Genomic DNA, 24865 nt, shown 5'->3' on the forward strand with positions numbered 1-24865 from the left:
AAACCCCAGTGATCGAACACCGCATAATGGCCGCCGGCCTGGCACTTCTTGCCCTGTCCGGCTGCGCCAACGATCCCGCCCCCGTCGAGCAGATGCGCCTCTCCGAGCAGGCCGTGGCCCAGGCCCGTGCCATCGGCGCAAGCGCCGACCAGATCCCCGAGATGAAACTGGCTGAAGAGAAGCTGGCCCGCGCCCAGAAGAACATGGGCGAGCAGGACTACAAGCGCGCACGCTTCTTCGCCGAGCAGGCCGAACTGGACGCCCGCCTCGCCGAATCCCTGGTGCTGACCCAGAAGAGCAAGGCCCAGCTCAACGACCTGACCGCTCGCATCAACCGCCTGCGCAAGCAACTGGGGGACCTGGAATGACCCCGCGTATCGCCATGGGCGGCCTCGTCGCCGCGCTCCTGTTGCTCGGCGGCTGCGCCTCCTCGCGCCAGGCCGAGCAGAGCCTGGATGAAGCCCGCAACCGCTTCCAGCAGGTGAAGGAAGACCCCCAGGTACTGGCCAGTGCACCCAAGGACGTGATCCGCGCCGGGGAATCCCTGGCCCGCGCCGAGCGCCTTGCCACCTACTGGGGCAACGACGGCGACGTCGAGCACTACGCCTTCCTCAGCCAGCGCTACAGCCAGATCGCCACCCAGCACAGCGAACTGGCCCGCGACCAGGAGCGCGCCGTGCGTCTGCAGGGCGAACAGGAGCGCCTGCAGCAATCCCTGCGCGAAGCCAAGCTGCTCAGCGCGCAGCAGAAGGGCAACTGGCTCGAGGAGCAGATGGTCGCCCTCGCCGCCACCGAGACCGATCGCGGCCTGGTGATGACCCTGGGCGACGTGCTGTTCGACACCGGCCGCTCCGAGCTGAAGGGCCGGGCCAACCGCACCGTGCTCAAGCTCGTGCAGTTCCTGCAGATCAACCCGCGCCGCACCGTACGCATCGAGGGCTACACCGACAGCAGCGGCACCCGCGAGGAGAACCTCGCCCTGTCCCGTGACCGCGCCCAGGCCGTAGCCGACGTCCTCACCGACCTCGGGGTCGACGCCAAGCGCATCGAGGTGAAGGCCTATGGCGAAGCCTTCCCCATCGCGGAGAACGCCTCCAACAGCGGCCGCGCGCAGAACCGCCGCGTCGAGATCGTCATCTCCGACGAAAAGGGCAACCTCGGCGAAGCCCGCTGATCGCCCCCGCGCCTCCACAGGAACCCCGGCGGCCTCGCGGCCCCGGGGTTTTTTCATGCTCGCTCGCCACGCCTCGCACCCATACAGCTCGGGTTTGCAACGGGGCACTTGTGCGACGAGGCGCAACCACCGGTCACTGTGGCGGTACAGTCCCTGGCAAATTTCACTGTATGGTCCACAATTTTGCGGACTGTACCGGTGCAATCCCGTCTCGCTTCGGTACTGTTACGGTCCAGTGAGACAGGTGCCGCCGCCATGACCAATCTGCTGCTTTACCAACGCATCGCCCAGCAACTGGCCGAAGACATCCGGCGTGGCGTGTACCAGCCCGGCGAACGGGTGCCCTCGGTGCGCAAGCTCAGCGCCCAGCTCAACGTCAGCCACGCTACCGTGCTGCAGGCGTACGCCAACCTGGAAGACCAGGGCCTGATCCGCGCGCGGCCGCAGTCCGGCTTCTACGTCCACCAGACCCCCGCGCTCACCGCCTCGACCCCCGACATCGCCCGGGTCGAACGCCCCGGCCTGGTCACCCGCGCCAGCATCATCAACCAGGTGCTCACCGAATCCCGCCGCGAGGGCGTGTTCCCCCTCGGCGCCGCCGTGCCCCACGTGGACTACCTCCCCGTGCGCGCCCTGCACCAGCAACTGGCCAAGGTCACCCGCTTCCACAGCCCGCGCGCCTTCAGCTACATGTTCAGCCCCGGTTTCGAACCGCTGCGCCGCCAGGTGGCGATCCGCATGCGCGATGCCGGCGTGGTGGTCGACCCGTCCGAAGTGGTCATCACCCACGGCTGCGTCGACGCCATCCAGATGAGCCTGCGGGTGCTGACCCGCCCCGGAGACCTGATCGCCACCGAGTCGCCCACCTACTACGGCCTGCTGCAACTGGCGGACCTGCTCGGGCTCAAGGTCATCGAGATCCCCAGCGACCCCACCACCGGCATCAGCCTCGAAGCCCTGCAACTGGCCGCCAACCAATGGCCCATCAAGGCCCTGGTGCTCACCTCGCGCCTCAGCAACCCGCTAGGCGGCACCGTGCCCGAAGAGCGGCAGAAGCAACTGCTGCGCCTGGCATCGGACTTCGACATCCAGATCGTTGAGGACGACATCTACGGCGAGCTCATGTTCGAGCAAGGCCCCTCCAAATCCCTCAAGGCCAGTGACCGTGACGGCCGGGTGATCTACTGCTCCAGCTTCTCCAAGACCCTCTCGCCCGGCGTGCGGATCGGCTGGATCGTCGCCGGCAAGTACCAGGACGAAATCCAGCGCCTGCAGACCTTCACCACCCACTCCGCCTGCAGCGTCACCCAGATGGGTGTCGCCGCCTACCTGGAGAACGGCGGCTATGACCGGCACCTGCGCTACATCCGACAGGAGTACCGCAAGAACCTCACCGCCTTCCAGCTGGGGGTGCAGCAGTACTTCCCCGACGGCACCCAGATGACCCGGCCCAACGGCGGCTTCATCCTCTGGATCAGCCTGCCGGCCAAGGTCAACACCAAGGACCTGCACGTCCGCGCGCTGCAGCAGGGCATCAGCATCGCCCCGGGGCTGATCTTCAGTAACACCGAGCAGTTCAACCACTGTGTGCGCCTGAACTGCGGCATCCCGTGGAACCGCGAGGCCGAGCGCGCCATCATGACCCTCGGCATGCTCGCCAAGCAGCTCTGCCAGGAAGCTGGCGGCAGCTACTGAGACCAGGCGGAGGAGGGTGGACGCTCATCGGCGTTGACAGCCCTCCACCGTTCCCCGCAGTATCCAGCTCCTCGCAAACTGCAACCTGAGCCCGACCATGCCCGCCCACGCCTTCTCCCGCGCTTTCGTACCGGCCCTGCCGGCGCTTGCGCTTGGCGTCGCCGCGAGCAAGGTCAAGAAACAGCCGCTCATTTGACCGGGGCGCGCTGTCCCGTCAGATGGGCTGACAGGACAGCAGGCGCGAAGGTCGAACCCTCTCTCACTCCCGCATCCCTGTACCCCTCCGACGGCGACGACAGACGGTCAGCCTGAAGGAGTGAAGCAATGCCCGCGTTTTCTGGAATCTGGGTCGCCCTGGTGACCCCCTTCGCCGACGGCGAACTCGACCTGCCCGCCCTGCAACGCCTCGCCCGGCATCTGCTGGATGCCGGAGCAGCGGGCCTGGTCGCCTGCGGCAGTACCGGCGAAGCCGCCGCCCTCAGCCGCGACGAGCGCCTCGCCGTGCTGGATGCCCTGCTCGAGGTCGTGCCCGGCGAACGCCTGGTGATGGGCCTGGCCGGCAACAACCTCAACGACGTTCTGGGCATGCTCGACGCCATCCAGCAGCGTCCCATCGGCGGCGTGCTGGTCCCGGCGCCTTACTACATCCGCCCCTCCCAGGCCGGCCTGCTCAACTGGTTCAGCCGCATCGCCGACGCCTCCCTGCTGCCGGTGATCCTCTACGACATCCCCTACCGCACCGGCGCCACCCTGGCCCTCGACACCCTGCGCCAGCTCGCCCGCCATCCCCGCATCGTCGCCCTCAAGGATTGCGGCGGCGACACCGGCAAGACCCAGGCCCTGATCGCCGACGGGCAACTGGCCGTGCTGGCCGGCGAAGACAACCAGGTGTTCACCACCCTCTGCCTGGGCGGCAGTGGCGCCATCGCCGCCTCCGCCCACCACCACACCGAGCGCTTCGTCGAGATGGCCGCTTGCATGCAGCGGGGCGACCTGGCCCGTGCCCGGGCCCTCGCGCACAGCCTGCAACCCCTGATCGAACTGGCCTTTGCCGAGCCCAACCCCGCACCGGTGAAGAGCCTGCTGGCCCTGCGCGGGCTGATCCGCGATGAGCTGCGCGAGCCCATGCAGCCCAGTTCGCCGGCCCTGGTGGAGCGCCTGCGCAGCCTGCTCGTCTGAGCCGGCTGCCGCCCGCCCGCCGGGCCGGGTGGGGCGGCGCCGGGGTTGCGATATATACTTCGCGCCTCTGAACCGAGGAGAGCCTTGTGGCCATCGATTTTCACTGGATTCGCGACGACGCCGAACTGGCCTCCCACTGCGAACGCTGGCGCCGACTGAGTTTCGTCGCGCTGGACACCGAGTTCATGCGTGTCGACACCTTCTACCCCAAGGCCGGCCTGGTCCAGGTCGGCGACGGCGAGACGGCCTGGCTCATCGACCCCCTGCTGATCCAGGACTGGCGCCCCTTCGCCGCCCTGCTCGAAGACCCTGCCGTCACCAAGGTGCTGCATGCCTGCGGCGAAGACCTCGAAGTCTTCTTGCGCCTCACCGGCAGCCTGCCGCAGCCGCTGCTCGACACCCAGCTCGCCGCCGGCTACCTCGGCATCGGCTACTCCATGGGCTACTCGCGCCTGGTGAACGCCGTGCTCGGCATCGACCTGCCCAAGGAAGAGACCCGCTCCGACTGGCTGCAGCGCCCGCTCACCGAGATGCAGGAGCGCTACGCCGCCGAGGACGCCGTGCACCTGGCCGAGATCTACCGCATCCTCGACCAGCGTCTCGACGCCACCAAGCGCGCCTGGATCCTCGAAGACGGCGCCGAACTGGTGGCCAACCTGCGCCGCGAGACCGACCCCCAGACGCTGTACCGCGAGTCCAAGCTCGGTTGGAAGCTGTCCCGCCAGCAACTGGCCGTGCTCCGCGCCCTCTACGCCTGGCGCGAGGCCGAGGCCCGGCGCCGCGACCAGCCGCGCAACCGCATCATCCGCGAGCACGCCCTGTGGCCCATGGCGCGTTTCCAGCCGGACAACCTGGTCGCCCTGTCGCGCATCGAAGACATGCACCCGCGCACCGTCCGCCAGGACGGCAACACCCTGCTCAAGCTGATCCGCGAAGCGGCCGAACTGCCGCCCGCCGAATGGCCCGAGGCACTGCCCGAGCCGCTGCCCGCCGAGGTCAACGGCCTGCTCAAGAAGCTGCGCGCCGTCGGCCAGGCCCAGGCCGAGCGCCTGGGCATCGCCCCCGAGCTGATGCTGCGCAAGAAACACCTCGAAGCCCTCATCAAGAGCGGCTTCCCCAACGGCCCCTACCTGCTGCCCGCAGGTCTGCGTGGCTGGCGCCGTGAACTGATGGGCCAGGCCCTGCTGGACGTCCTGGCCGGAGAGACCGCCTGATGAAACGCATCTGCTCGATCTACAAGAGCCCCCGCAAGAACGAGATGTACCTCTACGTCGACAAGGCCGAAGCCCTCAGCCGCGTGCCCGAAGGCCTGCTGGCCGCCTTCGGCGCACCCCGGCACACCTTCGACCTGGTCCTCAGCCCCGAGCGCCAGCTGGCCCGCGAGGACATCCACAAGGTGCTGGAGAACATCGAGAAGCAGGGCTACCACCTGCAGATGCCGCCGGGTGAAGAGGAGTACATCGAGCACCTGCCCGAAGAACTCCTGCGCATGAACGACCCGGTCTGATGCGCGTTCTCCTCGCCGACCCCAACCATGCCCGCCACGCCGAACTGCTGAGCGAGCTCGCCCCCGAGCTGGAGCTGCTGGCTGCAGATTCGCCTGACGAACTGGCCCGCCTGGCCGCCGACTGCCCGGTGTGGCTAGGCAGCCCGGATCGTCTCGCCGAGCTGCTGCGCCGGGGGCTTCGGCCCGAATGGGCGCAGTCCACCTGGGCCGGCATCACCCCGCTGCTGGCCGAAGGCCTGCCGCGCCAGTACCGGCTCACCCGTGCCGTCGGCATCTTCGGCCAGGTGATGGCCGAGTACGTGCTGACCTACCTGCTGGCCCATGAGCGCGCGCTGCTGGCGCGCCTGGCGAGCCAGGTGGAAGGGCGCTGGGATGGTCGGCTGCCCCGCAGCCTGGCCGGGCGGCGCGTGCTGGTGGTGGGCGCCGGGGACATCGGCAGCAGCGTCGGGCGCTTTCTCGCCCCCTTCGGTGTCGAGCTGCGCGGCATCGCCCGCCAGCCGCGTCCGCTGGAGCCCTTTGCCGAGGTCGCCGGCCTCGAGGCCCTGCCCGAACAGGTCGGCTGGGCCGACTGCGTGGTCAACCTGCTGCCGGACACCCCCGCCACCCAGGACCTCTACGACCGCGCGCTGTTCCAGCGCATGCAGCCCACGGCGCTCTTCATCAATGCCGGGCGTGGCGTTGCGGTGGTGGACCACGACCTGGTCGCAGCCCTCGAAGCCAACGAACTGGCCGGCGCCGTCATCGACGTCTGCCGCCAGGAACCGCTGCCGGCCGAGCACCCCTTCTGGCGCGCCCCGCGCCTGCTGCTCACCGGCCACAGCTCCGCCCCCACCTTGGCCGAGCCGCTGGTCAGGCTGTTCGCCGACAACCTCACCCGCTTCCAGCAAGGCCAACCGCTCCGCGGCGAAGTGGACTTCCAGCGCGGCTACTGACCCCAAGCGTGGGGGGAATCCACCGGAACGTAGAATGGGCTGAGCTGTGCGAAGCCCATCATCGCCGGGCGATCCGGATTCGATGCGGTTCGCACAGCTCACCGCATCCTACGGGGGCCCTTGCCATGGCTCGTGTAGGGTGGGTCGCGCTTCATCGACCCACGCGGAGGGGGAGGCCATCAATCCCATGGCTGGCTCCGTTCCCGGGCTGAAGCCCGGGCTACGTCAGGCAGGTGTGTCGGGCGGATTACGCTTCATCGATCCACCGCCGGGGCGGCGCTGCTGGGAGATAGTGCGAACGATTTTCCTTACACCGCGCTACCGGTCGCTCCCGTGGCGGCGGTGCTTGGCCGGCACCGTCGGCGCGACTAGACTACCGCGCCCCTTCACCCAGTCAGATCGCCATGGCCGCCAAAGTCGAACCCTTCTGGAAGCGCAAGACCCTCGCTCAACTCGATCAGGAAGAGTGGGAGTCCCTGTGTGACGGCTGCGGCCTGTGCTGCCTGCAGAAGCTCGAGGACGAAGACGACGGCGCGGTGTACTACACCCGCATCGCCTGCAAGCTGCTCGACCTCAAGACCTGCCGCTGCACCAACTACCCCAATCGCCGCGACTTCGTGCCCGACTGCATCCAGCTCACCCCGGCCCAGGCCGACGAGTTCCGCTGGCTGCCGCCCACCTGCGGCTACCGCCTGGTGGCCGAGGGCAAGGACCTGCCGCCCTGGCACCCGCTGGTCTGCGGCGACCCCGAGGCGGTGCACAACGCCGGCATCTCCCAGTCCGGGCGTATGGTCAGCGAGACCAAGGTGGCCGAGGACGACTGGGAGGACTACATGATCTTCCGCGCCGGCTAGCGCACCCCAAGGGATCGAATCGCCGTTCGCCGCGTCATAGGGAAATCGCCACGAGGAAGCCCGCCATGTCCCACCGCGCCACCCTGCTGCTGTCCGCCACTGCCCTGCTGTTCAGTGCCCCGCTGCTGGCGGCCAAGCGCACCGACATCGACTACAAGGTTCGCTTCCTGCCCGACAGCGACCAGGCCGAAGTCCAGCTGGTTGTGGAGGAGGGCGAGAAGGTCCGCCGCCTCAGCTTCGACCTGGGCGACAAGGGCTACTACAGCGACTTCAAGGCCGACGGCCAGTGGCAGCAGGAGGGCGCCGGCCGGGGCACCTGGCAACCCGCACCAGGCAAGGCCACCCTCAGCTACCGCGTGCGCATCACCCACGACCGCGGCGACGGCACCTTCGATGCGCGGATGACCCCCGACTGGGCCCTGCTGCGCGGCGACGACCTGGTGCCCCCAGCCCGGGCCGACGTGGTGGAAGGCACCGACCTGGCCGCGCGCATCCAGTTCGAACTGCCCAAGGGCTGGACCTCCGTGGAAACCGGCTGGACCCGCGTCGGCAAGAACCGCTTCCGCGTCGACAACGCCGAGCGCGTGTTCGACCGCCCCACCGGCTGGATCATCGCCGGCAAGCTCGGCAGCCGCCGCACCGAACTGGGCAACACCGACGTCACCATCAGCGCCCCGGTGGGCGAGGGCATGCGGCGGATGGACATCCTCACCCTGCTGACCTTCGTCTGGCCCCACGCCCAGGCGGTGTTCCCCCGCGACCCCGGCAAGCTGCTGATCGTCGGTGCCGGCGATCCCATGTGGCGTGGCGGGCTGTCAGGCCCCAACTCCTTCTTCATGCATGCCGACCGCCCGCTGGTCAGCGAGAACGGCACCAGCTCCCTGGTGCACGAACTGGTGCACGTGTTCACCCGCATCCAGGACACCGAGCGCAGCGACTGGATCAGCGAAGGCATCGCCGAGTACTACGCCATCGAACTGATGCGCCGCGCCGGCGGGCTCAGCGAGGACCGCTACCACAAGGTGCGCGCCAACCTGAAGCACTGGAGCCGCAAGATCACCAACCTGCGCGGCGAGCATTGCACCGGGCCGACCACCGCCCGCGCCGTGCTGCTGCTGCAGGACCTGGACGAAGAGATCCGCAAGAGCAGCAAGGGCGCTCACTCCCTCGATGACGTGGTGCGCGGGCTGATGCGCCTGGACAAGGTCGCCACGGCGGACTTCGTCGGCATCGCCGAGAACGTCCTCGGCGGCCCCTCCAAGACCCTCGACACGCCGCTGCTGGACGACAAGGCCGCCGCCCAGTAGCCCTTCAGCGCATCAGTGCGGGTACAGCGGCGGCAGCGCGCTGGCCGTGGCCTGCTGCTGCACCTGGCGCGCCGGCAGCGCGCGGATCGCTTTCCACAGGTCCTCGCCCTGCCAGTGCTGGCCGCTCTCGCTGTAGAGCGCGCCGTTCAGACCGTCCATCGCATCCGACAGCGGCACGAAGCGCGCCGCCATCTCCGCCAGGGTTTCCGGCTGCTGGCGTGCCCAGGCATCCAGCGCCTGGCGGGTCGCCTGCGGGTCGTTGGCCTGGCAGGCGCGCTTGAGGTCGTCCAGCAGCGTGCGCGGGCTCGGCCCGGTCTGCACCGTCGGCAGGATCGCCGGCTGACGGCGGGCATGCCACCACAGGCCGAAGCCCAGCAGGGTGGTCAGCGCCAGGATCAGCGTCGCCAGCTGCCAGGGCCACAGCGGCGCACCGGCCGGGGTCGGCTGGTCGGCACCGGGTGTTTCCACCGGGGCCTCGGGCTCCATCGCCGGGTTCACCGCCACCTCCAGGGTGCGGGCCGGCAGGCGGCTGTGCTCCAGGCGGTCGTCCCGGGTGTTCCACCACACCACGTCCACCGCCGGCAGCTCGATGCGCCCGGCCGCCGTGGGCACCAGCGCCTCGCGTTCCTCGCGGCTGCCGGTCACCCCGCGTTCGCCCACCTCGTTGGCCAGCTGGGGCTGGTCCGGGTAGCGGCGCAGGTCATTGGCGCTGGTGGCCGGCAGCGCCGGAATCTGCGCGCTGGAGAGTCCTTCGGTCTTCACCATCAGGCTGCGGGTCAGGGAATCGCCGACCCGCGCCTTGTCGGGCTCCGGGCTCCAGGCCTCCACCAGGGTCAGGTTCCGCGCCGGCAGCCACGGCGCATCGGCCGGGTAGTCCGCCGGGCGCGGCTTCACCGCCAGGGGGATCTGCGGCGAGCTGACCCGCGTCAGGCGGCCCGGGCGCGGCCCGAAGGGCTGGTAGGCGTCCTGGCTGCTGCGTTCGGCCAGGGTCGCGCTGAACACCTGGGAGGGGATCATCAGCTGGCCGCTCTTCTGCGGGAAGATCGCGTAGCGCAGCTCGATCACCCCGTGGCGCACACCGTTGATCTCCTTCTCGTAGGTGCGCGGCTCACCCAGCTGCTCGATGCGCGCATCGGCCATCTGCAGCGGCGTCAGGCTGCTGTCGTCGTACAGCGAGACCGAGTGGTAGATGCGCAGGGTGAGGATCGCCTGGGCCTGCACGTAGACGCTTTCCTGGTCCAGGCTGGCGTCGATGAACACCGGCGCCAGCTTGCCGGAGTCCGCGTTGGGGTCGTTCTTCTGGATGTGCAGCGGGATCGGCTGGGTCTCGGCCTCGCCCAGCTTCAGCGGCGGGATGACCACATAGCCGGTCTGCTTCGGCTGCAGGGTGACGATCCAGCGGGTGGCGCGGTTGCTCTGGCCGTTGAGGGTGCTCAGGCGGTTGATCTGGCGGGTGCCGAGCACATCGAACAGCGACTCCAGCCGCGACAGGTCCGGCTTGCCGAACAGCGTCGGGTCGGAGGACTCCAGCACCAGCTCCACCGTCTCGCCTTCGCTGAGGCGGGTGCGGTCGACGCTGGCGGTGAAGCCGGCGGCGTGGGCGAGGCTGGCCAGCAGGAGGAGGATCAGGGCGCAGGTCAGGCGCTTCATTCTTGGTTTTCCTGGCGGCGTTGCTGTTCGTACCAGAACTTGCGGCGCAGCAGTTCGGCGGGGTCGTCGGGAATCTGTCGCAGCCACTGCTCCAGGGACTGGCGGCGTTCGTCGCCCAGGGGCTCGTGCTCGCTGTCCAGCGCTTGTGGCTCGCCGTCCGGTTCGGCGGGCTGGGCGTTGGCTGCCTGCTGGTCCTGGCCGCCGGCGCCCTGGCCGTTCTTCTGTTCGGCCTCCGCGGCCTGCGAATCCTGGCCGGTTTCGGGCTTGGTGTCCTGCTCCGCCGGCTGGGGCGTGCCCTTGGGTGCGTCCTGGGCAGCGTCGTCCTGGCCGGCCTGTTGCTGCTGTGGCTGCGAGGTGGGCTGGGGCTGCTCGGCCTGGGCCTGGCGCTGCTTCAGCAGCTCCTCCACCAGGGCCTTGTTCTTCAGCGCCGGCTGCAGGTCGGGCTGGCGCTCCAGGGCCGAATCGTAGGCATCCAGCGCGGCTTCCAGTTGCTCGGCCTTGGCCAGGGCGTTGCCCCGGTTGTAGTGATCGGCGGCGCTGTCGCCGGCGGCGAAGCGCTCCGCCGCCTCGCCGTACTGGCCGGCCTGGTAGAGGGCATAGCCCTGCCAGGCACGGTCCTGGAAGCGCTGCGCGGCCTCTGCCGGCTGTTGCGCTTCCAGCAGGCGCTGGCCCTGCTGGTCGGCCCGCAGCCAAAGGTCGTCCAGCTCGAAGGCCAGGGCCGGGCGGGGCAGCACGAAGAACAGCGGCAGGCAGAAGATCCAGCCCCGGCGGCCGGCGCAGGCGGCGATCAGCAGCAGCGGCAGCAGCAGCCAGTGGCCCTGGTCGGCCCAGGCCTCCAGGCGGGTGGTCTCGCCGCTGTCGCGCAGGGTGGTGGCGCCGCCGAGCAGGCCGAGGTTGCGCAGGTCGCGCTCGTCCACCCGGGCCGTGGCGTACTTGCCGCCCAGGTCGCTGGCGAAGCGCTTGAGCCCCGGTGCGTCCAGGCGCGGCAGGAGGATGGCGCCCTGGGCGTCCTTGAGGAAGCCGCCGTTGTCTTGGGCGATGGGCGCGCCCTGGGCGGTGCCGATGCCGAGGATCGACAAGCGGCCGCTGCGCGAGCCGAGGGCCTTGCGGATGCCGTTGCGCTCGGCCTCGCTGAGGCCATTGGTGATCAGCAGCAACCGGCCCTGGCCGCGCGCGCCCTGTTCCAGCAGCGCCAGGGCCTTCTGCACCGCCAGGTCGGCGCGCTGGCCGGGCTCGGGCATGATCGCCGGCTTGAGGGCGTCCAGCAGGTTGCCGGCGGTCATCAGGTCGTCCGACAGCGGCACCAGGCTGTGGGCGCTGCCGGCGTAGACGACGATGGCCGTCTGCGCGTCGCGGCGGGCGTCCAGCAGGTCGCGCAGCTTGCGCTTGGCGTGTTCCAGGCGGCTGGGCGGCACGTCGCCGGCGAGCATCGAGGGGGTCAGTTCGAGAATCACCACCAGCGGGTCGGCGCGCTTCTGGGTGCTTTGCTCCACCCGCTGCCAGCTGGGGCCGAGCAGCGCTAGCAGGCCCAGCAACCAGGCCAGGCCGAGGGCGATCCACGGCAGCCGGCTGCCGCGCTGGCGCCCGCCACCCAGCAGCCAGGGCTGGAAATGCAGCGGCAGCAACTGCTGCCAACGGCCGGTGCGGCGTTCGCGGTGCAGCAGTTGCCAGAGCAGCCACAGCAGCAGGGGCAGCAGTAGCAGCCACAGCGGGCGCGACCAGTGGGGCCAGAGTTCGCTCATGAACGCCTCCAGCGGCTGCGGGCCCAGGCCAGCCCCTGCTGGGGCAGGTCGGGCCAGAGTTCACGGGCGATCAGTACCAGGCTCAGCAGCAACGCCAGCCCCAGCGGCCAGCAGTACAGCGCCAGGGCCGGGCGTGCCTGGCTGGGCAGCTGGCTCACTGGTTCGAGGGTGTCCAGTGCCAGCTCGATCTCGGTCAGCTCCTGGCTGGAGCGGGCGCGGAAGTACTGGCCGCCGGTCTGCTCGGCGATCTGCCGCAGGGTCGGCTCGTCCAGGTCCAATGCCGGGTTGAGGCCGAACAGGCCGAGCATGCCGCCCTGCTCGGGGTCGGCGCCGATGCCGATGGTGTAGATCTTCACGCCTTCCTCGGCGGCCAGGCGCGCGGCGGTCAAGGGCTCGATCTGGCCGCCGGTGTTGGCGCCGTCGGTCACCAGCACCAGCACGCGGCTGTTGGCCGGGCGCTGGCGCAGGCGCTTCACCGCCAGGCCGATGGCGTCGCCGATGGCGGTGTTCTTGCCGGCGATGCCGATCAGCGCCTCGTCCAGCCACACGTGCACGGTCTGCCGGTCGAAGGTCAGCGGTGCCTGCAGGTAGGCCTGGCTGCCGAAGAGGATCAGGCCGATGCGGTCGCCCACCCGGCCGTCGATGAACTCGCCCATCAGGTGCTGCACCAGCGCCAGGCGGCTGACCGGCTTACCGTCCAGCTGCATGTCGGCGTAGTCCATGGAGCCGGACACATCCACCGCCACCAGCAGGTCGCGGCCGCTGGCCGGTAGCGGCTGCGGCTCGCCCACCCACTCGGGGCGTGCGGCGGCGCACAGCAGTAGCAGCCAGAGCAGGGCGAAGGGCGCCTGCTGGCGCCAGGCCGGCAGGTTGGCCCGGGCGCGGCGCCCGGCCAGGGTTTCCAGTTCGCCGAGGAAGCTCACCTTCAGCGCCGCCTCGCCGCTGTCGGCCGGCGGCAGCAGCACCCGCAGCAGCCAGGGCAGCGGCGCCAGCAGGAAGATCCAGGGCCAGGCCAGTTCAAACATGCTTGCGAATCCAGGTTTCGACGGCCTGGTGCAGGCCGGCGATGGCCTTGTCGTCGAGTTTGCACTGCGGGCGGTAGGCGCCCTCCACCAGCACCATCCAGCGGGTCAGGCCGGCGGCGGGGCAGCGGTTGTCCAGGTAGGCCAGCCAGGCGCGGCCGTTCAGGGTCAGCACCTGGGCATCGGGGTAGCGCTGCCGGCACAGGCGCTTGAGCAGCGCATTGAGCTGCTGCAGCCAGGGGCCGGCATGGGCGCCGTCGTAGGGCTTGGCCAGTTGTGCCAACTCCTGCAGCGCGGCCTCGCGCATCGGGTCCAGGGGCTGGGCCTGCTCGGCCTCATGGCGCTGCCGCGACAGCCGCCGGGCCAGGCGCCAGGCGCCCCAGGCCAGCAGCGGCAGCAGCACGGCGAGCAGCCACCAGCCCGGCGCCGGGGGCCAGAACGGCACGGGCGGCGGGGCGATCAGGGGTTCGAGCTGGTCCAACGGGTTCATCGCCGCGCCCCGCGCTGCAGGTGGTCGCGCAACTGGTCGACCATCTCTTCCTGGGTGGACAGCGGCAGCAGCAGCACCCCCAGGCGCAGGGCCAGGCGTTGCCAGCGGGCGCGGCGGGCCTCGCCCTGTTCGCGGTAGGCCTGGCGCAGCTCGGGGTTGTGGGTGTCCAGCTCCAGCTGGGCGCCCAGCTCGCTGAAGCGCAGCAGGCCGGCAGCCGGCAGCGCGTGGTCGAGGGGGTCGGACAGCGGCAGCAGGATCAGGTCGGTGTGCCGGGCCAGCAGCGCCAGTTGCTGCTCGGCGGTGTCCGAGAGGGTGCGCTCGTCACACAGAATCACCACCAGGCTGCCGGGGCGCAGCACCTCGCGGGCGCGGCGCAGGGCAAGGCTGAAGCCTTCGCGGGGCGTCGCCTGCGGGGTGACCAGGCCTTGGTTGGCGCGCACCAGGCGGTTGAGCAGTTGCAGCAGGCTCTGCTTGCTGCGGCGGGGCTTGATCTCGTGGTGCTCGGCGTCGCTGAAGACCAGCCCGCCGATGCGGTCGTTGTGGCCCAGGGCGGCCCAGCCGATGAGGCTGGCGGCGTGGGCGGCGAGCACCGACTTGAACATCCGCCCGGAGCCGAAGAACAGCCGCTGGCTCTGCTCGACGACGATGAACACCGGGCGCTCGCGCTCCTCGTGGAACAGCTTGGTGTGGGGCTCCTGGGTGCGTGCGGTGACGCGCCAGTCGATGGTGCGCACGTCGTCGCCCGGCTGGTACACGCGCACCTGGTCGAAGTCGACCCCGCGCCCGCGCAGCTTGGAGTGGTGCAGGCCGATCAGCGGGCTGCGCCGTGAGGGCGTGGAGAACAGCTGCACCTCGCGCACGCGGTGGCGGATCTCGATCAGCTCGGCGAGGCTGACCTGCACGCCGGGGACGGCTGCCGGGCTGGTCATGGCGTCAGGCGACGGCGACCACGTCGAGGATGCGTTGCAGCACGCGGTCCTGGTCGATCCCCGCGGCCTCGGCCTCGAAGGTGAGGATCAGGCGATGGCGCAGCGCATCGAAGAGCACCGCCTGGATGTCCTCGGGGCTGACGAAGTCGCGCCCGGCCATCCACGCATGGGCACGCGCGCACCGGTCCAGGGCGATGGAGCCGCGCGGGCTGGAACCGTAGGCCAGCCACTCGGCCAGCTCGGCGTCGAACTTGGCCGGGGTGCGCGTGGCCATCACCAACTGCACCAGGTACTCCTCCACGGCGTCGGCCATGTACAGGCCGAGGATTTCCTTGCGCGCGGCGAAGATCGCCTGCTGGCTGACCTGGTGTTCGGGTCGGGTCTCGCCGTTGAGGGCGACGCCACGGGCCTGCTGGAGGATCTTGCGTTCCACCGAGGCCTCGGGGAAGCCGATCTTCACGTGCATGAGGAAGCGGTCGAGCTGGGCCTCGGGCAGCGGGTAGGTGCCTTCCTGCTCGATGGGGTTCTGGGTCGCCATCACCAGGAACAGCGGCGGCAGGTCGTAGGTGGAACGGCCGATGGACACCTGGCGCTCGGCCATGGCCTCCAGCAGCGCGGATTGCACCTTGGCCGGCGCGCGGTTGATCTCGTCGGCCAGCACCAGGTTGTGGAAGATCGGTCCCTGCTGGAACACGAAGCTGCCGGTCTCCGGGCGGTAGATCTCGGTGCCGGTGATGTCGGCGGGCAGCAGGTCGGGGGTGAACTGGATGCGGTGGAACTCGGCCTCCACGCCTTCGGCGAGGTCCTTGATGGCCTTGGTCTTGGCCAGGCCCGGTGCGCCTTCCACCAGCAGGTGGCCGTCGGCGAGCAGCGCGATCAGCAGCCGGTCGATGAGTTTTTCCTGACCGAGAATCTGGGTGGAAAGGTACTGTCGCAGGGCGACCAGTGCGTCGCGGTGTTCCATCGTCGGGCTCGCTCGGGGTGGACGGGGGCAGCCTGGGCCCTCGGAGAAGGCGGGGTACTTTAATCCAAGCAGAGGTCGGCGGCCTAGGCGAGTACGCGAGCGCGCGTCGAAATCGTGACGGGCCGAGCGCTGTGCGCCCGGCCCGTTAGGGCTCAGGCGATCAGTTCGACCTGGCCGCTGGCCAGCCGGTAGACGCCGCCCACCACCTTCAGGCGGCCTTCGGCGACGGCGTCGCGCAGCAGGGTGGAGCGCTCGGTGAGCTGCTTGAGGTTGTCCCGCACGTTCTGCGCGATGGCGTTGTCCAGGGCATTGCCCTCGTGCTTGAGCACCGCCTTCGCCGACGGCGCGATGGCCGCCGCCAGGGCCTGGATGTGGCCGGGGTAGCGGGCACCGTCGCGGGCCACCTTGAGGCCGGCTTCCACGGCGCCGCAGCCTTCGTGGCCCAGCACCATCGGCAGCGGGATGCCGAGCACGGCCACGCCGTATTCCAGGCTGGCCAGGCCGTCTTCATTGACGATGTTGCCGGCCACGCGCACGGCGAAGAGGTCGCCCCGCGCGGTGTCGAAGGCGTACTCCGGGGCGATGCGCGAATCGGCGCAGCTCAGCACCGCCGCGTAGGGGTTCTGGGCCGACACCAGCGCCTCGCGCTCGGTGAGGAAGTCGTGGCGGCGGGTCAGGCCTTCCACGTAGCGCTGGTTGCCCTGCATCAGGCGGTCCAGCGCTGCGTCGGGTGCCAGGCGGTTCTGCGGCTTGGGCGGCGGTGCAGCCGGGTCGGCGGCCAGGGCCGTCTGGCTCAGCAGGGGCACGGCGGCGACGGCCGCGGCGGTCATGCCGGCCAGGCGCAGGAAGCGCCGGCGCTCGGGGCGATCAGGGGTGTGGGGTTCGTGGCAGGTGCACATGGCAGGTGCTCCGGTGGGAAAGGGGAGTGGCGAGTCTAGGGGGCACACCGGTCCTGTCGCTGTGGGCGCGCTGTAGGCGCTGCCGAAGCGCTCGTGTCGTCCTCCTTCCGTGAACCCTGTCGGCTTGCTGAAGGCGGCTGTCCGAGATTGACCGAATATGTCGCAGGACTAAAAGCGTCGCACCGGGTGCCGCCCTTAATCTGTCCGCGAGGATGACTGCCCGGTCCCAAGCGGTTCCGGCCCGTCACACTGCCTGAATCTCCTCCTGATCCATCACCGCGCGAATAAGCGTTCTACGCTTAACCCCCAACAACAGAGCCAAGCGGAGCACAACCATGGCGTTCTTCACCGCGGCCAGCAAAGCCGACTTCCAGCATCAACTGCAGGTGGCACTGGCGCAGCACGTCAGCGAGCAGGTCTTGCCACAAGTAACCCTGTTCGCCGATCAGTTCTTCGGCATCATCGCCCTCGACGAACTCACCCAGCGGCGCCTGTCCGACCTGGTGGGCTGCACCCTGTCGTCGTGGCGCCTGCTGGAACGCTTCGATCCCGCCAAGCCCCAGGTCCGCGCGTTCAACCCGGATTACGAGAAGCACGGCTGGCAGTCCACCCACACCGCTGTCGAAGTGCTGCACCCGGACATCCCCTTCCTGGTGGACTCGGTGCGCATGGAGCTGAACCGCCGCGGCTACAACATCCACACCCTGCAGAACAGCGTGCTCAGCGTGCGCCGCGACAAGAAGGGCGCGCTGCAGGAAGTGCTGCCCAAGGGCACCCAGGGCAAGGACGTGCAGCAGGAATCGCTGATGTTCCTGGAGATCGACCGGGTTGCCGCCCCCGCCGCCCTCAAGGCGCTGGAGAAGGCCCTGGAAGACGTGCTGGGCGAGGTGCGCGTCGCCGTCGCCGACTTCAAGCCCATGACCGCCAAGGCCCGCGAACTGCTGGCCTGGCTGGACAAGGCCAAGCTGAAGGTGGACCCGGCCGAGCTTGCCGAGGTGAAGGTCTTCATGAACTGGCTGGTGGACAACAACTTCACCTTCCTCGGCTACGAGGAGTTCACCGTGGTGGACGAGGGCGAGGCCGGCGGCCACCTGGTCTATGACGAGCAGTCCCTGCTGGGCGTCTCGCGCCTGCGCCGCGCCGGCCTGAGCAAGGCCGACCTGCACGTCGAGCGGGAAGCCGTCGACTACCTGCGCGGCCCGGTGCTGCTGTCCTTCGCCAAGGCCGCCGAGCCGAGCCGCGTGCACCGCCCCGCCTACCCGGACTTCGTCTCCATCCGCGAGCTGGACGCCAAGGGCCGGGTGGTCAAGGAATGCCGCTTCATGGGCCTGTACACCTCCGCCGTGTACGCCGACAGCGTCACCCGCATCCCCTACATCCGTGGCAAGGTCGCCGAGATCCAGCGTCGCTCCGGCTTCGACCCCCGCGCCCACCTGGGCAAGGAGCTGGGCCAGGTGCTGGAAGTGCTGCCCCGCGACGACCTGTTCCAGACCCCGGTGGACGACCTGTTCGCCACCGCCATGGCCATCGTGCAGATGCAGGAGCGCAACAAGATCCGCCTGTTCCTGCGCCGCGACCCCTACGGCCGCTTCGCCTACGCCCTGGCCTACGTCCCGCGTGACGTCTACTCCACCGAGACCCGGGTGAAGATCCAGCAGATCCTCATGGAGCGCCTGCAGGCGACCGACTGCGAGTTCTGGACCTTCTTCTCCGAATCCGTGCTGGCCCGCGTGCAGTTCATCCTGCGCCTGGACCCGAAGAACAAGGCCGTGGTCGACCCCGTGCGCCTGGAGAAGGAGGTCATCCAGGCCTGCCGTTCCTGGAAGGACGACTACGCCAGCCTGATCAACGAAACCTTCGGCGAGGCCAAGGGCACCCGTGTGCTGGCCGACTTCCCGAAAGGCTTCCCCGCCGGCTACCGCGAGCGCTTCGCCGCGCACTCGGCGGTGGTCGACATGCAGCACCTGTACAGCCTGTCCGAGCAGCGCCAGCTGGTGATGAGCTTCTACCAGCCGCTGACCCAGGGCGAGCAGCTGCTGCACTGCAAGCTCTACCACGCTGACACGCCGCTGCCGCTGTCCGACGTGCTGCCGATCCTGGAGAACCTCGGCCTGCGCGTGCTGGGCGAGTTCCCCTACCGCCTGACCCGCCAGGACGGCCGTGAATTCTGGATCCACGACTTCGCCTTCACCGCCGCTGCCGGTGTCGAGGTGGACATCCAGGAACTCAACGACACCCTGCAGGACGCCTTCGTCCACATCGTCGGCGGCGACGCCGAGAACGACGCCTTCAACCGCCTGGTGCTGACCGCCTCCATGCCCTGGCGCGACGTGGCCCTGCTGCGTGCCTACGCCCGCTACCTGAAGCAGATCCGCCTGGGCTTCGATCTGTCCTACATCGCCAGCACCCTGCTCAACCACACCAACATCGCCAAGGAACTGGTGCGGCTGTTCAAGACCCGCTTCTACCTGGCCCGCAAGCTCTCCGCCGACGACCTGGAAGACAAGCAGCAGAAGCTCGAACAGGCCATCCTCGGCGAGCTGGACAACGTCGCCGTGCTCAACGAGGACCGCATCCTGCGGCGCTACCTCGACCTGATCAAGGCGACCCTGCGCACCAACTTCTACCAGCCCGACGCCAACGGCCAGAACAAGGGCTACTTCAGCTTCAAGCTGAGCCCGCGGCTGATCCCCGACATCCCGCGTCCGGTGCCCAAGTTCGAGATCTTCGTCTACTGCCCGCGCGTGGAAGGCGTGCACCTGCGCTTCGGCGACGTCGCCCGGGGCGGCCTGCGCTGGTCCGACCGCGAGGAAGACTTCCGCACCGAAGTGCTGGGCCTGGTCAAGGCGCAGCAGGTGAAGAACGCCGTCATCGTGCCCATGGGCGCCAAGGGCGGCTTCATCCCCCGGCGCCTGCCGGTGGGCGGCAGCCGTGACGACATCCAGGCCGAGGCCATCGCCTGCTACCGCATCTTCATCAGCGGCCTGCTGGACATCACCGACAACCTCAAGGACGGCCAGGTGGTACCGCCGGCCAACGTGGTGCGCCACGACGCCGACGACCCCTACCTGGTGGTGGCGGCCGACAAGGGCACCGCGACCTTCTCCGACATCGCCAACGGCATCGCCCAGGAATACGGCTTCTGGCTGGGCGACGCCTTCGCCTCCGGCGGCTCCGCCGGTTACGACCACAAGGGCATGGGCATCACCGCCAAGGGCGGCTGGGTCTCGGTGCAGCGGCACTTCCGCGAGCACGGCATCGACGTGCAGAAGGACAACTTCACCGTCATCGGCATCGGCGACATGGCCGGCGACGTGTTCGGCAACGGCCTGCTGCTGTCGGACAAGCTGCAGCTGGTGGCCGCCTTCAACCACATGCACATCTTCATCGACCCGAACCCGGACGCCGCCAGCAGCTTCGTCGAGCGCAAGCGCATGTTCGACCTGCCGCGTTCCTCCTGGGCCGACTACGACACCAAGCTGATCTCCGAAGGCGGCGGCATCTTCCTGCGCAGCGCCAAGAGCATCGCCATCAGCCCGCAGATGAAGGCGCGCTTCGACATCCAGGCCGACAAGCTGACCCCCACCGAGCTGCTCAACGCCCTGCTCAAAGCCCCGGTGGACCTGATCTGGAACGGCGGCATCGGCACCTACGTGAAGTCCAGCAAGGAAAGCCACGCCGACGTCGGCGACAAGGCCAACGACGCCCTGCGCGTGGACGGTCGCGAACTGCGTGCCAAGGTGGTGGGCGAGGGTGGCAACCTCGGCATGACCCAGCTCGGCCGTGTGGAATTCGGCCTCAACGGCGGCGCCAGCAACACCGACTTCATCGACAACGCCGGTGGCGTGGACTGCTCCGACCACGAGGTGAACATCAAGATCCTGCTGGGCGAGATCGTCGGCGCCGGCGACATGACCGGCAAGCAGCGCAACACCCTGCTGGCGAAGATGACCGACGCCGTCTCCAACCTGGTGCTCGGCAACAACTACAAGCAGACCCAGGCCCTGTCCCTGGCCCAGCGCCGCGCCCGCGAGCGCATCGGCGAATACAAGCGCCTGATCGCCGCCCTGGAGGCCGCCGGCAAGCTGGACCGTGCCCTGGAGTTCCTGCCCAGCGACGAGGAACTCAACGAGCGCCTCGCCAACGGCCAGGGGCTGACCCGTCCCGAGCTGTCGGTGCTGATCTCCTACAGCAAGATCGACCTCAAGGAATCGCTGCTCAAATCCCTGGTGCCGGACGACGACTACCTCGCCCGCGAGATGGAGACCGCCTTCCCGCCGCTGCTGGCCGAGAAGTACGGCGAGGCCATGCGCCGCCACCGCCTGAAGCGCGAGATCATCAGCACCCAGATCGCCAACGACCTGGTCAACCACATGGGCATCACCTTCGTGCAGCGCCTGAAGGAGTCCACCGGCATGAGCGCCGCCAACGTCGCCGGTGCCTACGTGGTGGTGCGCGACGTGTTCCGCCTGGCGCACTGGTGGAAGCAGATCGAGGCGCTGGACTACAAGGTGCCCGCCGAGCTGCAGCTGACCCTGATGGATGAGCTGATGCGCCTCGGCCGCCGCGCCACCCGCTGGTTCCTGCGCAGCCGCCGCGAAGACCAGAACGCCGCCCGTGACGTCGGCCACTTCGGCCCCCGCGTCGCCGAACTGGCCGGCCGCCTGGACGAACTGCTGGAAGGCCCGGCCCGCGAGCAGTGGCTGGCCCGCTACCAGGCCTATGTCGAAGCCGGCGCACCGGAGGAACTGGCCCGCGTCGTTGCCGGCACCAGCCACCTGTACACGCTGCTGCCGATCATCGAAGCCGCCGACGTCACCGGCAAGGACGCCGCCGAAGTGGCCGCCGCCTACTTCTCCATCGGCGGCGCGCTGGACCTGTCCTGGTACCTGCAGCAGATCACCGGCCTGCCGGTGGAGAACAACTGGCAGGCGCTGGCCCGCGAAGCCTTCCGCGACGACCTCGACGGTCAGCAGCGGGCGATCACCATCTCCGTGCTGCAGATGGCCGATGCCCCGGCGGACATGGACGAGCGCGTCGCCCTCTGGCTGGAACAGCACCGTCCGCTGGTGGAGCGCTGGAAGGTGATGCTCACCGAACTGCGCGCCGCCACCGGCACGGACTACGCCATGTACGCCGTGGCCAACCGCGAGCTGATGGACCTGGCCCTGAGCGGCCAGCACGGGGTGAACATCCCCTGATGCTCGGCCCGACCTGAGTTGTTGTGCTCTCAGCCCCGCCTGTGTGCGGGGCTTTTTTTCGCCTGTTCCCCATGGCTATCGAGAGCTGCAGCCACTCGCTGATCCGTGAGGCCCGGCGCCCTGCTGTCAGGGGAGATAGGGAAGAGGGGAGCCAATCCGATGGGCACTACGAAGCGGTGCCGGGCTCAGAAGGTACGGCGTCACCTGCCTCGATCCGCCCCTCGAATACCGTTACCTCCCGCACCCCATCCCCTTCCCGTATCAGGAAGATCGCCTCCAGTCCCCGCGCCTGCGCCAGCTTCGGCCCGTGCTCGGGGCCGCGGACCATCAGCGCGGTGGCCCAGGCATCGGCCAGCATGCAACTGGCCGCGATCACGCTGACCGAGGCCAGCGGATTGCGCAGGGGCGCCGCCGTGGCCGGGTCGAAGGTGTGGGCGAGGCGCTCGCCGTCCTGCTCGACCCAGTGGCGGTAGTCACCGGAGGTGGCGATGGCCGCGTCCTGCAATTCCACCACCCCGCGCACCTCGCGGCGGCCGTGCAGCGGTTGCTCCAGGGCCACGGCCCAGGGCTGCCCGTCGGGCTTGCGGCCACGGGCGCGCATCTCGCCGTCGATGCCCACCAGATAGGCCGTGATGCCGAAGCCGTCCAGGGTCTCCGCCAGGCGATCGACCCCATGGCCCTTGGCGATGCCGTTGAGGTCCAGCGCCAGCGGGTGATGTTTGCGCAGCCGGCTGCCGGTGCGGTCCAGCTCCAGGGCGCCGCGCCGGTGCGGGTGCGCGGGGGCGCCCGCCGTGCCGGGCGGGCCGAACCCCCAGGCCTGGACGGGTGCACCGAGGCTGATGTCGAAGGCCCCGGCGGAGAGCAGGCCGACGTTGAGGCCGGCGTCCACCACCCGCAGCAGCGCCGGGGACAGCGGCAGCCAGGTGTCCAGCGGGGCAGCGTTGAGCCGGCTCAGTTCGGAGTCGGGCCGCCACAGCGACATCTGCTGCTCCACGCGCTCCACCGCCTCGGCCAGGGCCTGGCGGATGGGCTCCAGGTCGCGTCCCGGCTCGGTGTAGAACAGCGCGGTGAAGCGGCTGCCCATGGTCGGCCCGCTGAGGGTCGCGCGCACCCGGGGTGGGGTATCAGTAGACGTCTTCACGGTAGCGCCCCTGTGCCTTGAGGTGGTTCACGTCCAGGCCCAGCGGGGCCAGCACGCGGTCCAGCGCGTGCATCACGCCCTGGGCCATGTCGCGGCCGCCGCACACCAGTACCTGGGCACCCTGGGCCAGCAGTTGGCGCAGCACCGGTGCGTCGCCCAGCAGGCGGTCCTGCACGTGCTGGCGCTCGGCATGCTGGGAGAAGGCCGCGCACAGCCGGGTCAGGCGCTGGTCGGCCAGGTAGCTGCGCAGTTCGTCCTCATAGAGGAAGTCCGACGCCGGGTGGCGACCGCCCCAGTACAGGTGCATCGGGTGCTGCTCGCGGTTGTTGCGGATGAAGCCGGTGAGCGGGCCGATGCCGGTGCCGGCACCGATGAGGATCACCGGGTGGCGCCCGCTGGCGGGACGGAACTGCGGGTTCGGCTGGATGAAGGCCTGCACCTGCCCGCCGATGGGCAGCCTGTGCAGCAGGCTGGAGCACAGCCCGCCTTCGTGCCGGCGCACGCAGATCTCCAGCACGCCGTCTTCGGCGCCACTGGCCAGGGAGTAGAAGCGCGGCATCGCGCTGCCGGGCGGGACGATGCCCACCAGGTCGCCGGCCTCGAAGGCGGGCAGGGCGGCGCTGCCGGAAGGCGCGCGGAAGCGCAGCACCTGGGTGGGCGCGTTCACCTGTTCGCCGTAGACCCGGCGTTCCATCAGTTCCAGCGGTTGGCTGGCGGGGGCGCTGGGCTGGTGCTCCAGCTGCAGCGGGTGCCCCAGGGCCTCGCCCAGGGCCATGCCCCAGCGGTGGAAGGCCTGCGGCGACTGGCGGTCGATGCGCTCCAGCGGCAGCAGCGGCCGGGCGCCTTGGGCCAGCAGCGCGGCGTCCACCGCCTCGGCGTAGGCGCAGAAGCGCGGGAACTGGCGGTCACCGAAGCCCAGCACGGCCACCGGCAGGTCGGCCTGCAACCCGTCACGGGCCAGGCGTTCGAGAAAGCGCGAGGCGGATGCCGGCGCCGCGCCGTCGCCGTGGGTGGCGGTCAGCACCAGCAGCTGGCGGGCCAGGGGGTAGTGGGGCGCGAGGTCGTTCATCGGCGCGCAGTGGACGCGGTGCCCGGCGCTCGCCAGGGCCTCGGCCAGGGTGCGGGCGAAGCCCCAGGTGCTGTGGTGCTCGCTGCCCACCAGCACCACGCAGTCGGCGTCTTCGGCCGTGTGGTTATCGTCCAGCCGCACCCGGTCGCTGCGCCGGCGCCACCACATCTGCACGCCGCTCAGGGTCATCAGCGGTACGCCCAGGGCGGCCAGGCCGAGGACGGCGGCCAGCCAGCCGAGCCCTTCGCCGGTGTGCAGGCGCCAGGCCCATTCATAAGCCTGGTGGGCCGTGTTGTAGGGCTGGAAGCCGAGCCACTGGCCGCTGGCCGGGTCGACGTAGCCTTCGCCGTCGCGGGTGCTCAGGCCGTAGGGTTCGCCGGGGTTGTCGGGGCTGGGGAAGGTCAGCTCGCGCAGCTGCGCCAGGGGCAGCGTCTGCAGGGCGCCGAGCTCGGCCACCGGAGCGGGACGGGCATCGGCCTGCAGCTCGGGGTAGGGCGGCTCCGCCCCGCTGCCGTCGTCCACCAGGCCGAAGGTGCCCGCCGCCAGGTACAGCCCGGTGCAGGCGGTGAGCAGCAGCACCGGCATGGAGGCGCGCGCCACCTGCAGGTGCCAGCGCTGCATCAGGCTGCCCTTGAGCGGGGCGAACAGGCGTCGCCAGCCGCCCATGCGCCGGGCCAGCAGCCAGGCCCCGGAGAGGCTCAGCACCAGCATGGCCAGGGCGCCCAGGGCGGCGCCGGCGTGGCCGGGCGTACCCAGCAGCAGGGCCCGGTGCAGTTCACGCACCCAGCGCCAGAAGGGCGACGGGGCGTAGGCACCGAGGCTGGCGCCGGTCTGCGGGTCGACCCGTTCGGCCAGGGCCTGCCCGTCGCGGCGGTAATGCACCACCAGCGTGCCGGAGGGCAGCTGGCGCAGCTGTTCGACGTCGGGGAAGCGCTCGCTCACCTGGCCGGCCAGCTGGGCGACGCTCACAGGGGCCTCGGCGCGGGGCACGCTGGCCTGGTCCAGCACCGGGGACAGGGCCAGCAGGGCGCCGCTGAGGGCCATCAGCATCACCAGCAGGGCGGCGAACAGGCCGGGCAGGGCGTGGGTCTTGCGCAGCATGGGGGTGCC

Annotated in this window: 19 protein-coding genes; 10 read left to right on the forward strand and 9 right to left on the reverse strand. The window is 69.9% G+C overall.

The annotated features are described in order from the left end of the window. The first annotated feature begins 26 nt into the window (after positions 1-26). The 9 genes from BM198_RS11915 (at position 27) to BM198_RS11955 (ending at position 8648) form a co-directional block, all read left to right on the forward strand. Positions 27-368, forward strand: coding sequence for a DUF4398 domain-containing protein (locus tag BM198_RS11915; protein ID WP_074970159.1), 342 nt, complete (start codon positions 27-29; stop codon positions 366-368). Beyond that, on the forward strand, positions 365-1174 hold the full coding sequence (locus tag BM198_RS11920) for an OmpA family protein (RefSeq protein WP_074970161.1): 810 nt from the start codon (positions 365-367) through the stop codon (positions 1172-1174). Before BM198_RS11915 ends, BM198_RS11920 begins: the two co-directional genes overlap by 4 nt. 255 nt (positions 1175-1429) lie before the next feature. After that, complete coding sequence (locus BM198_RS11925; protein ID WP_044412266.1) at positions 1430-2869, forward strand: aminotransferase-like domain-containing protein; 1440 nt, start codon at positions 1430-1432, stop codon at positions 2867-2869. A gap of 324 nt (positions 2870-3193) precedes the next feature. After that, on the forward strand, positions 3194-4048 hold the full coding sequence (gene dapA / locus BM198_RS11930) for a 4-hydroxy-tetrahydrodipicolinate synthase (protein WP_074970163.1): 855 nt from the start codon (positions 3194-3196) through the stop codon (positions 4046-4048). An 86-nt stretch (positions 4049-4134) separates the two neighbouring features. Next, the gene (gene rnd, locus BM198_RS11935; RefSeq protein ID WP_074970165.1) at positions 4135-5262 is read left to right on the forward strand and encodes a ribonuclease D; all 1128 of its coding nucleotides are present in this window, start codon (positions 4135-4137) and stop codon (positions 5260-5262) included. Beyond that, positions 5262-5555, forward strand: coding sequence for a YcgL domain-containing protein (locus tag BM198_RS11940; protein WP_044412257.1), 294 nt, complete (start codon positions 5262-5264; stop codon positions 5553-5555). The genes rnd and BM198_RS11940 overlap by 1 nt, the downstream gene beginning before the upstream one ends. After that, positions 5555-6487 carry a D-2-hydroxyacid dehydrogenase gene (locus BM198_RS11945; protein WP_074970167.1) on the forward strand — a complete coding sequence of 311 codons (933 nt, stop codon included), beginning with the start codon at positions 5555-5557 and terminating at the stop codon, positions 6485-6487. The genes BM198_RS11940 and BM198_RS11945 overlap by 1 nt, the downstream gene beginning before the upstream one ends. Positions 6488-6891: 404 nt before the next feature. Then, entirely contained in the window at positions 6892-7341 is a 450-nt protein-coding gene (locus BM198_RS11950; RefSeq protein ID WP_074970169.1) for a YcgN family cysteine cluster protein, read from the forward strand. A 65-nt stretch (positions 7342-7406) separates the two neighbouring features. Beyond that, entirely contained in the window at positions 7407-8648 is a 1242-nt protein-coding gene (locus BM198_RS11955) for a M61 metallopeptidase family protein (protein ID WP_074970171.1), read from the forward strand. 12 nt (positions 8649-8660) lie between these two features. Here the strand turns inward: BM198_RS11955 and BM198_RS11960 are convergent, their stop codons facing one another. The 7 genes from BM198_RS11960 to BM198_RS11990 form a co-directional block, all read right to left on the reverse strand. Further along, positions 8661-10298 carry a BatD family protein gene (locus tag BM198_RS11960; RefSeq protein ID WP_074970173.1) on the reverse strand — a complete coding sequence of 546 codons (1638 nt, stop codon included), beginning with the start codon at positions 10296-10298 and terminating at the stop codon, positions 8661-8663. Continuing rightward, positions 10295-12040 carry a VWA domain-containing protein gene (locus BM198_RS11965; protein ID WP_074970175.1) on the reverse strand — a complete coding sequence of 582 codons (1746 nt, stop codon included), beginning with the start codon at positions 12038-12040 and terminating at the stop codon, positions 10295-10297. The genes BM198_RS11960 and BM198_RS11965 overlap by 4 nt, the downstream gene beginning before the upstream one ends. Continuing rightward, a complete protein-coding gene (locus tag BM198_RS11970; protein WP_074970177.1) occupies positions 12037-13065 on the reverse strand; it encodes a vWA domain-containing protein in 1029 nt (342 codons plus the stop codon). The genes BM198_RS11965 and BM198_RS11970 overlap by 4 nt, the downstream gene beginning before the upstream one ends. Beyond that, positions 13058-13552, reverse strand: coding sequence for a DUF4381 domain-containing protein (locus BM198_RS11975; protein ID WP_074970179.1), 495 nt, complete (start codon positions 13550-13552; stop codon positions 13058-13060). The genes BM198_RS11970 and BM198_RS11975 overlap by 8 nt, the downstream gene beginning before the upstream one ends. Next, positions 13549-14481, reverse strand: a complete 933-nt coding sequence (locus BM198_RS11980; protein WP_044412235.1) for a DUF58 domain-containing protein — start codon at positions 14479-14481, stop codon at positions 13549-13551. Before BM198_RS11980 ends, BM198_RS11975 begins: the two co-directional genes overlap by 4 nt. Positions 14482-14485: 4 nt before the next feature. Further along, positions 14486-15445: an AAA family ATPase gene (locus BM198_RS11985; RefSeq protein ID WP_044412232.1), complete on the reverse strand. Its 960-nt coding sequence runs from the start codon at positions 15443-15445 to the stop codon at positions 14486-14488. A gap of 152 nt (positions 15446-15597) precedes the next feature. Then, a complete protein-coding gene (locus BM198_RS11990) occupies positions 15598-16344 on the reverse strand; it encodes a carbonic anhydrase (RefSeq protein ID WP_074970181.1) in 747 nt (248 codons plus the stop codon). A gap of 335 nt (positions 16345-16679) precedes the next feature. Here BM198_RS11990 and BM198_RS11995 point away from each other — a divergent pair, with 335 nt between their 5' ends. Then, complete coding sequence (locus BM198_RS11995) at positions 16680-21545, forward strand: NAD-glutamate dehydrogenase (protein ID WP_074970183.1); 4866 nt, start codon at positions 16680-16682, stop codon at positions 21543-21545. Between the two features lie 166 nt (positions 21546-21711). On the opposite strand, the gene BM198_RS12000 is transcribed toward BM198_RS11995, so the two are convergent. Then, the gene (locus BM198_RS12000) at positions 21712-22686 is read right to left on the reverse strand and encodes an FAD:protein FMN transferase (protein WP_074970185.1); all 975 of its coding nucleotides are present in this window, start codon (positions 22684-22686) and stop codon (positions 21712-21714) included. Next, positions 22670-24856 (reverse strand): PepSY domain-containing protein, encoded by a 2187-nt coding sequence (locus tag BM198_RS12005; RefSeq protein WP_074970187.1) that lies wholly within the window; start codon positions 24854-24856, stop codon positions 22670-22672. Before BM198_RS12005 ends, BM198_RS12000 begins: the two co-directional genes overlap by 17 nt. Positions 24857-24865: the final 9 nt, after the last annotated feature.

Origin of the sequence: Metapseudomonas otitidis, assembly GCF_900111835.1 — a bacterium.
Classification (GTDB): domain Bacteria; phylum Pseudomonadota; class Gammaproteobacteria; order Pseudomonadales; family Pseudomonadaceae; genus Metapseudomonas; species Metapseudomonas otitidis.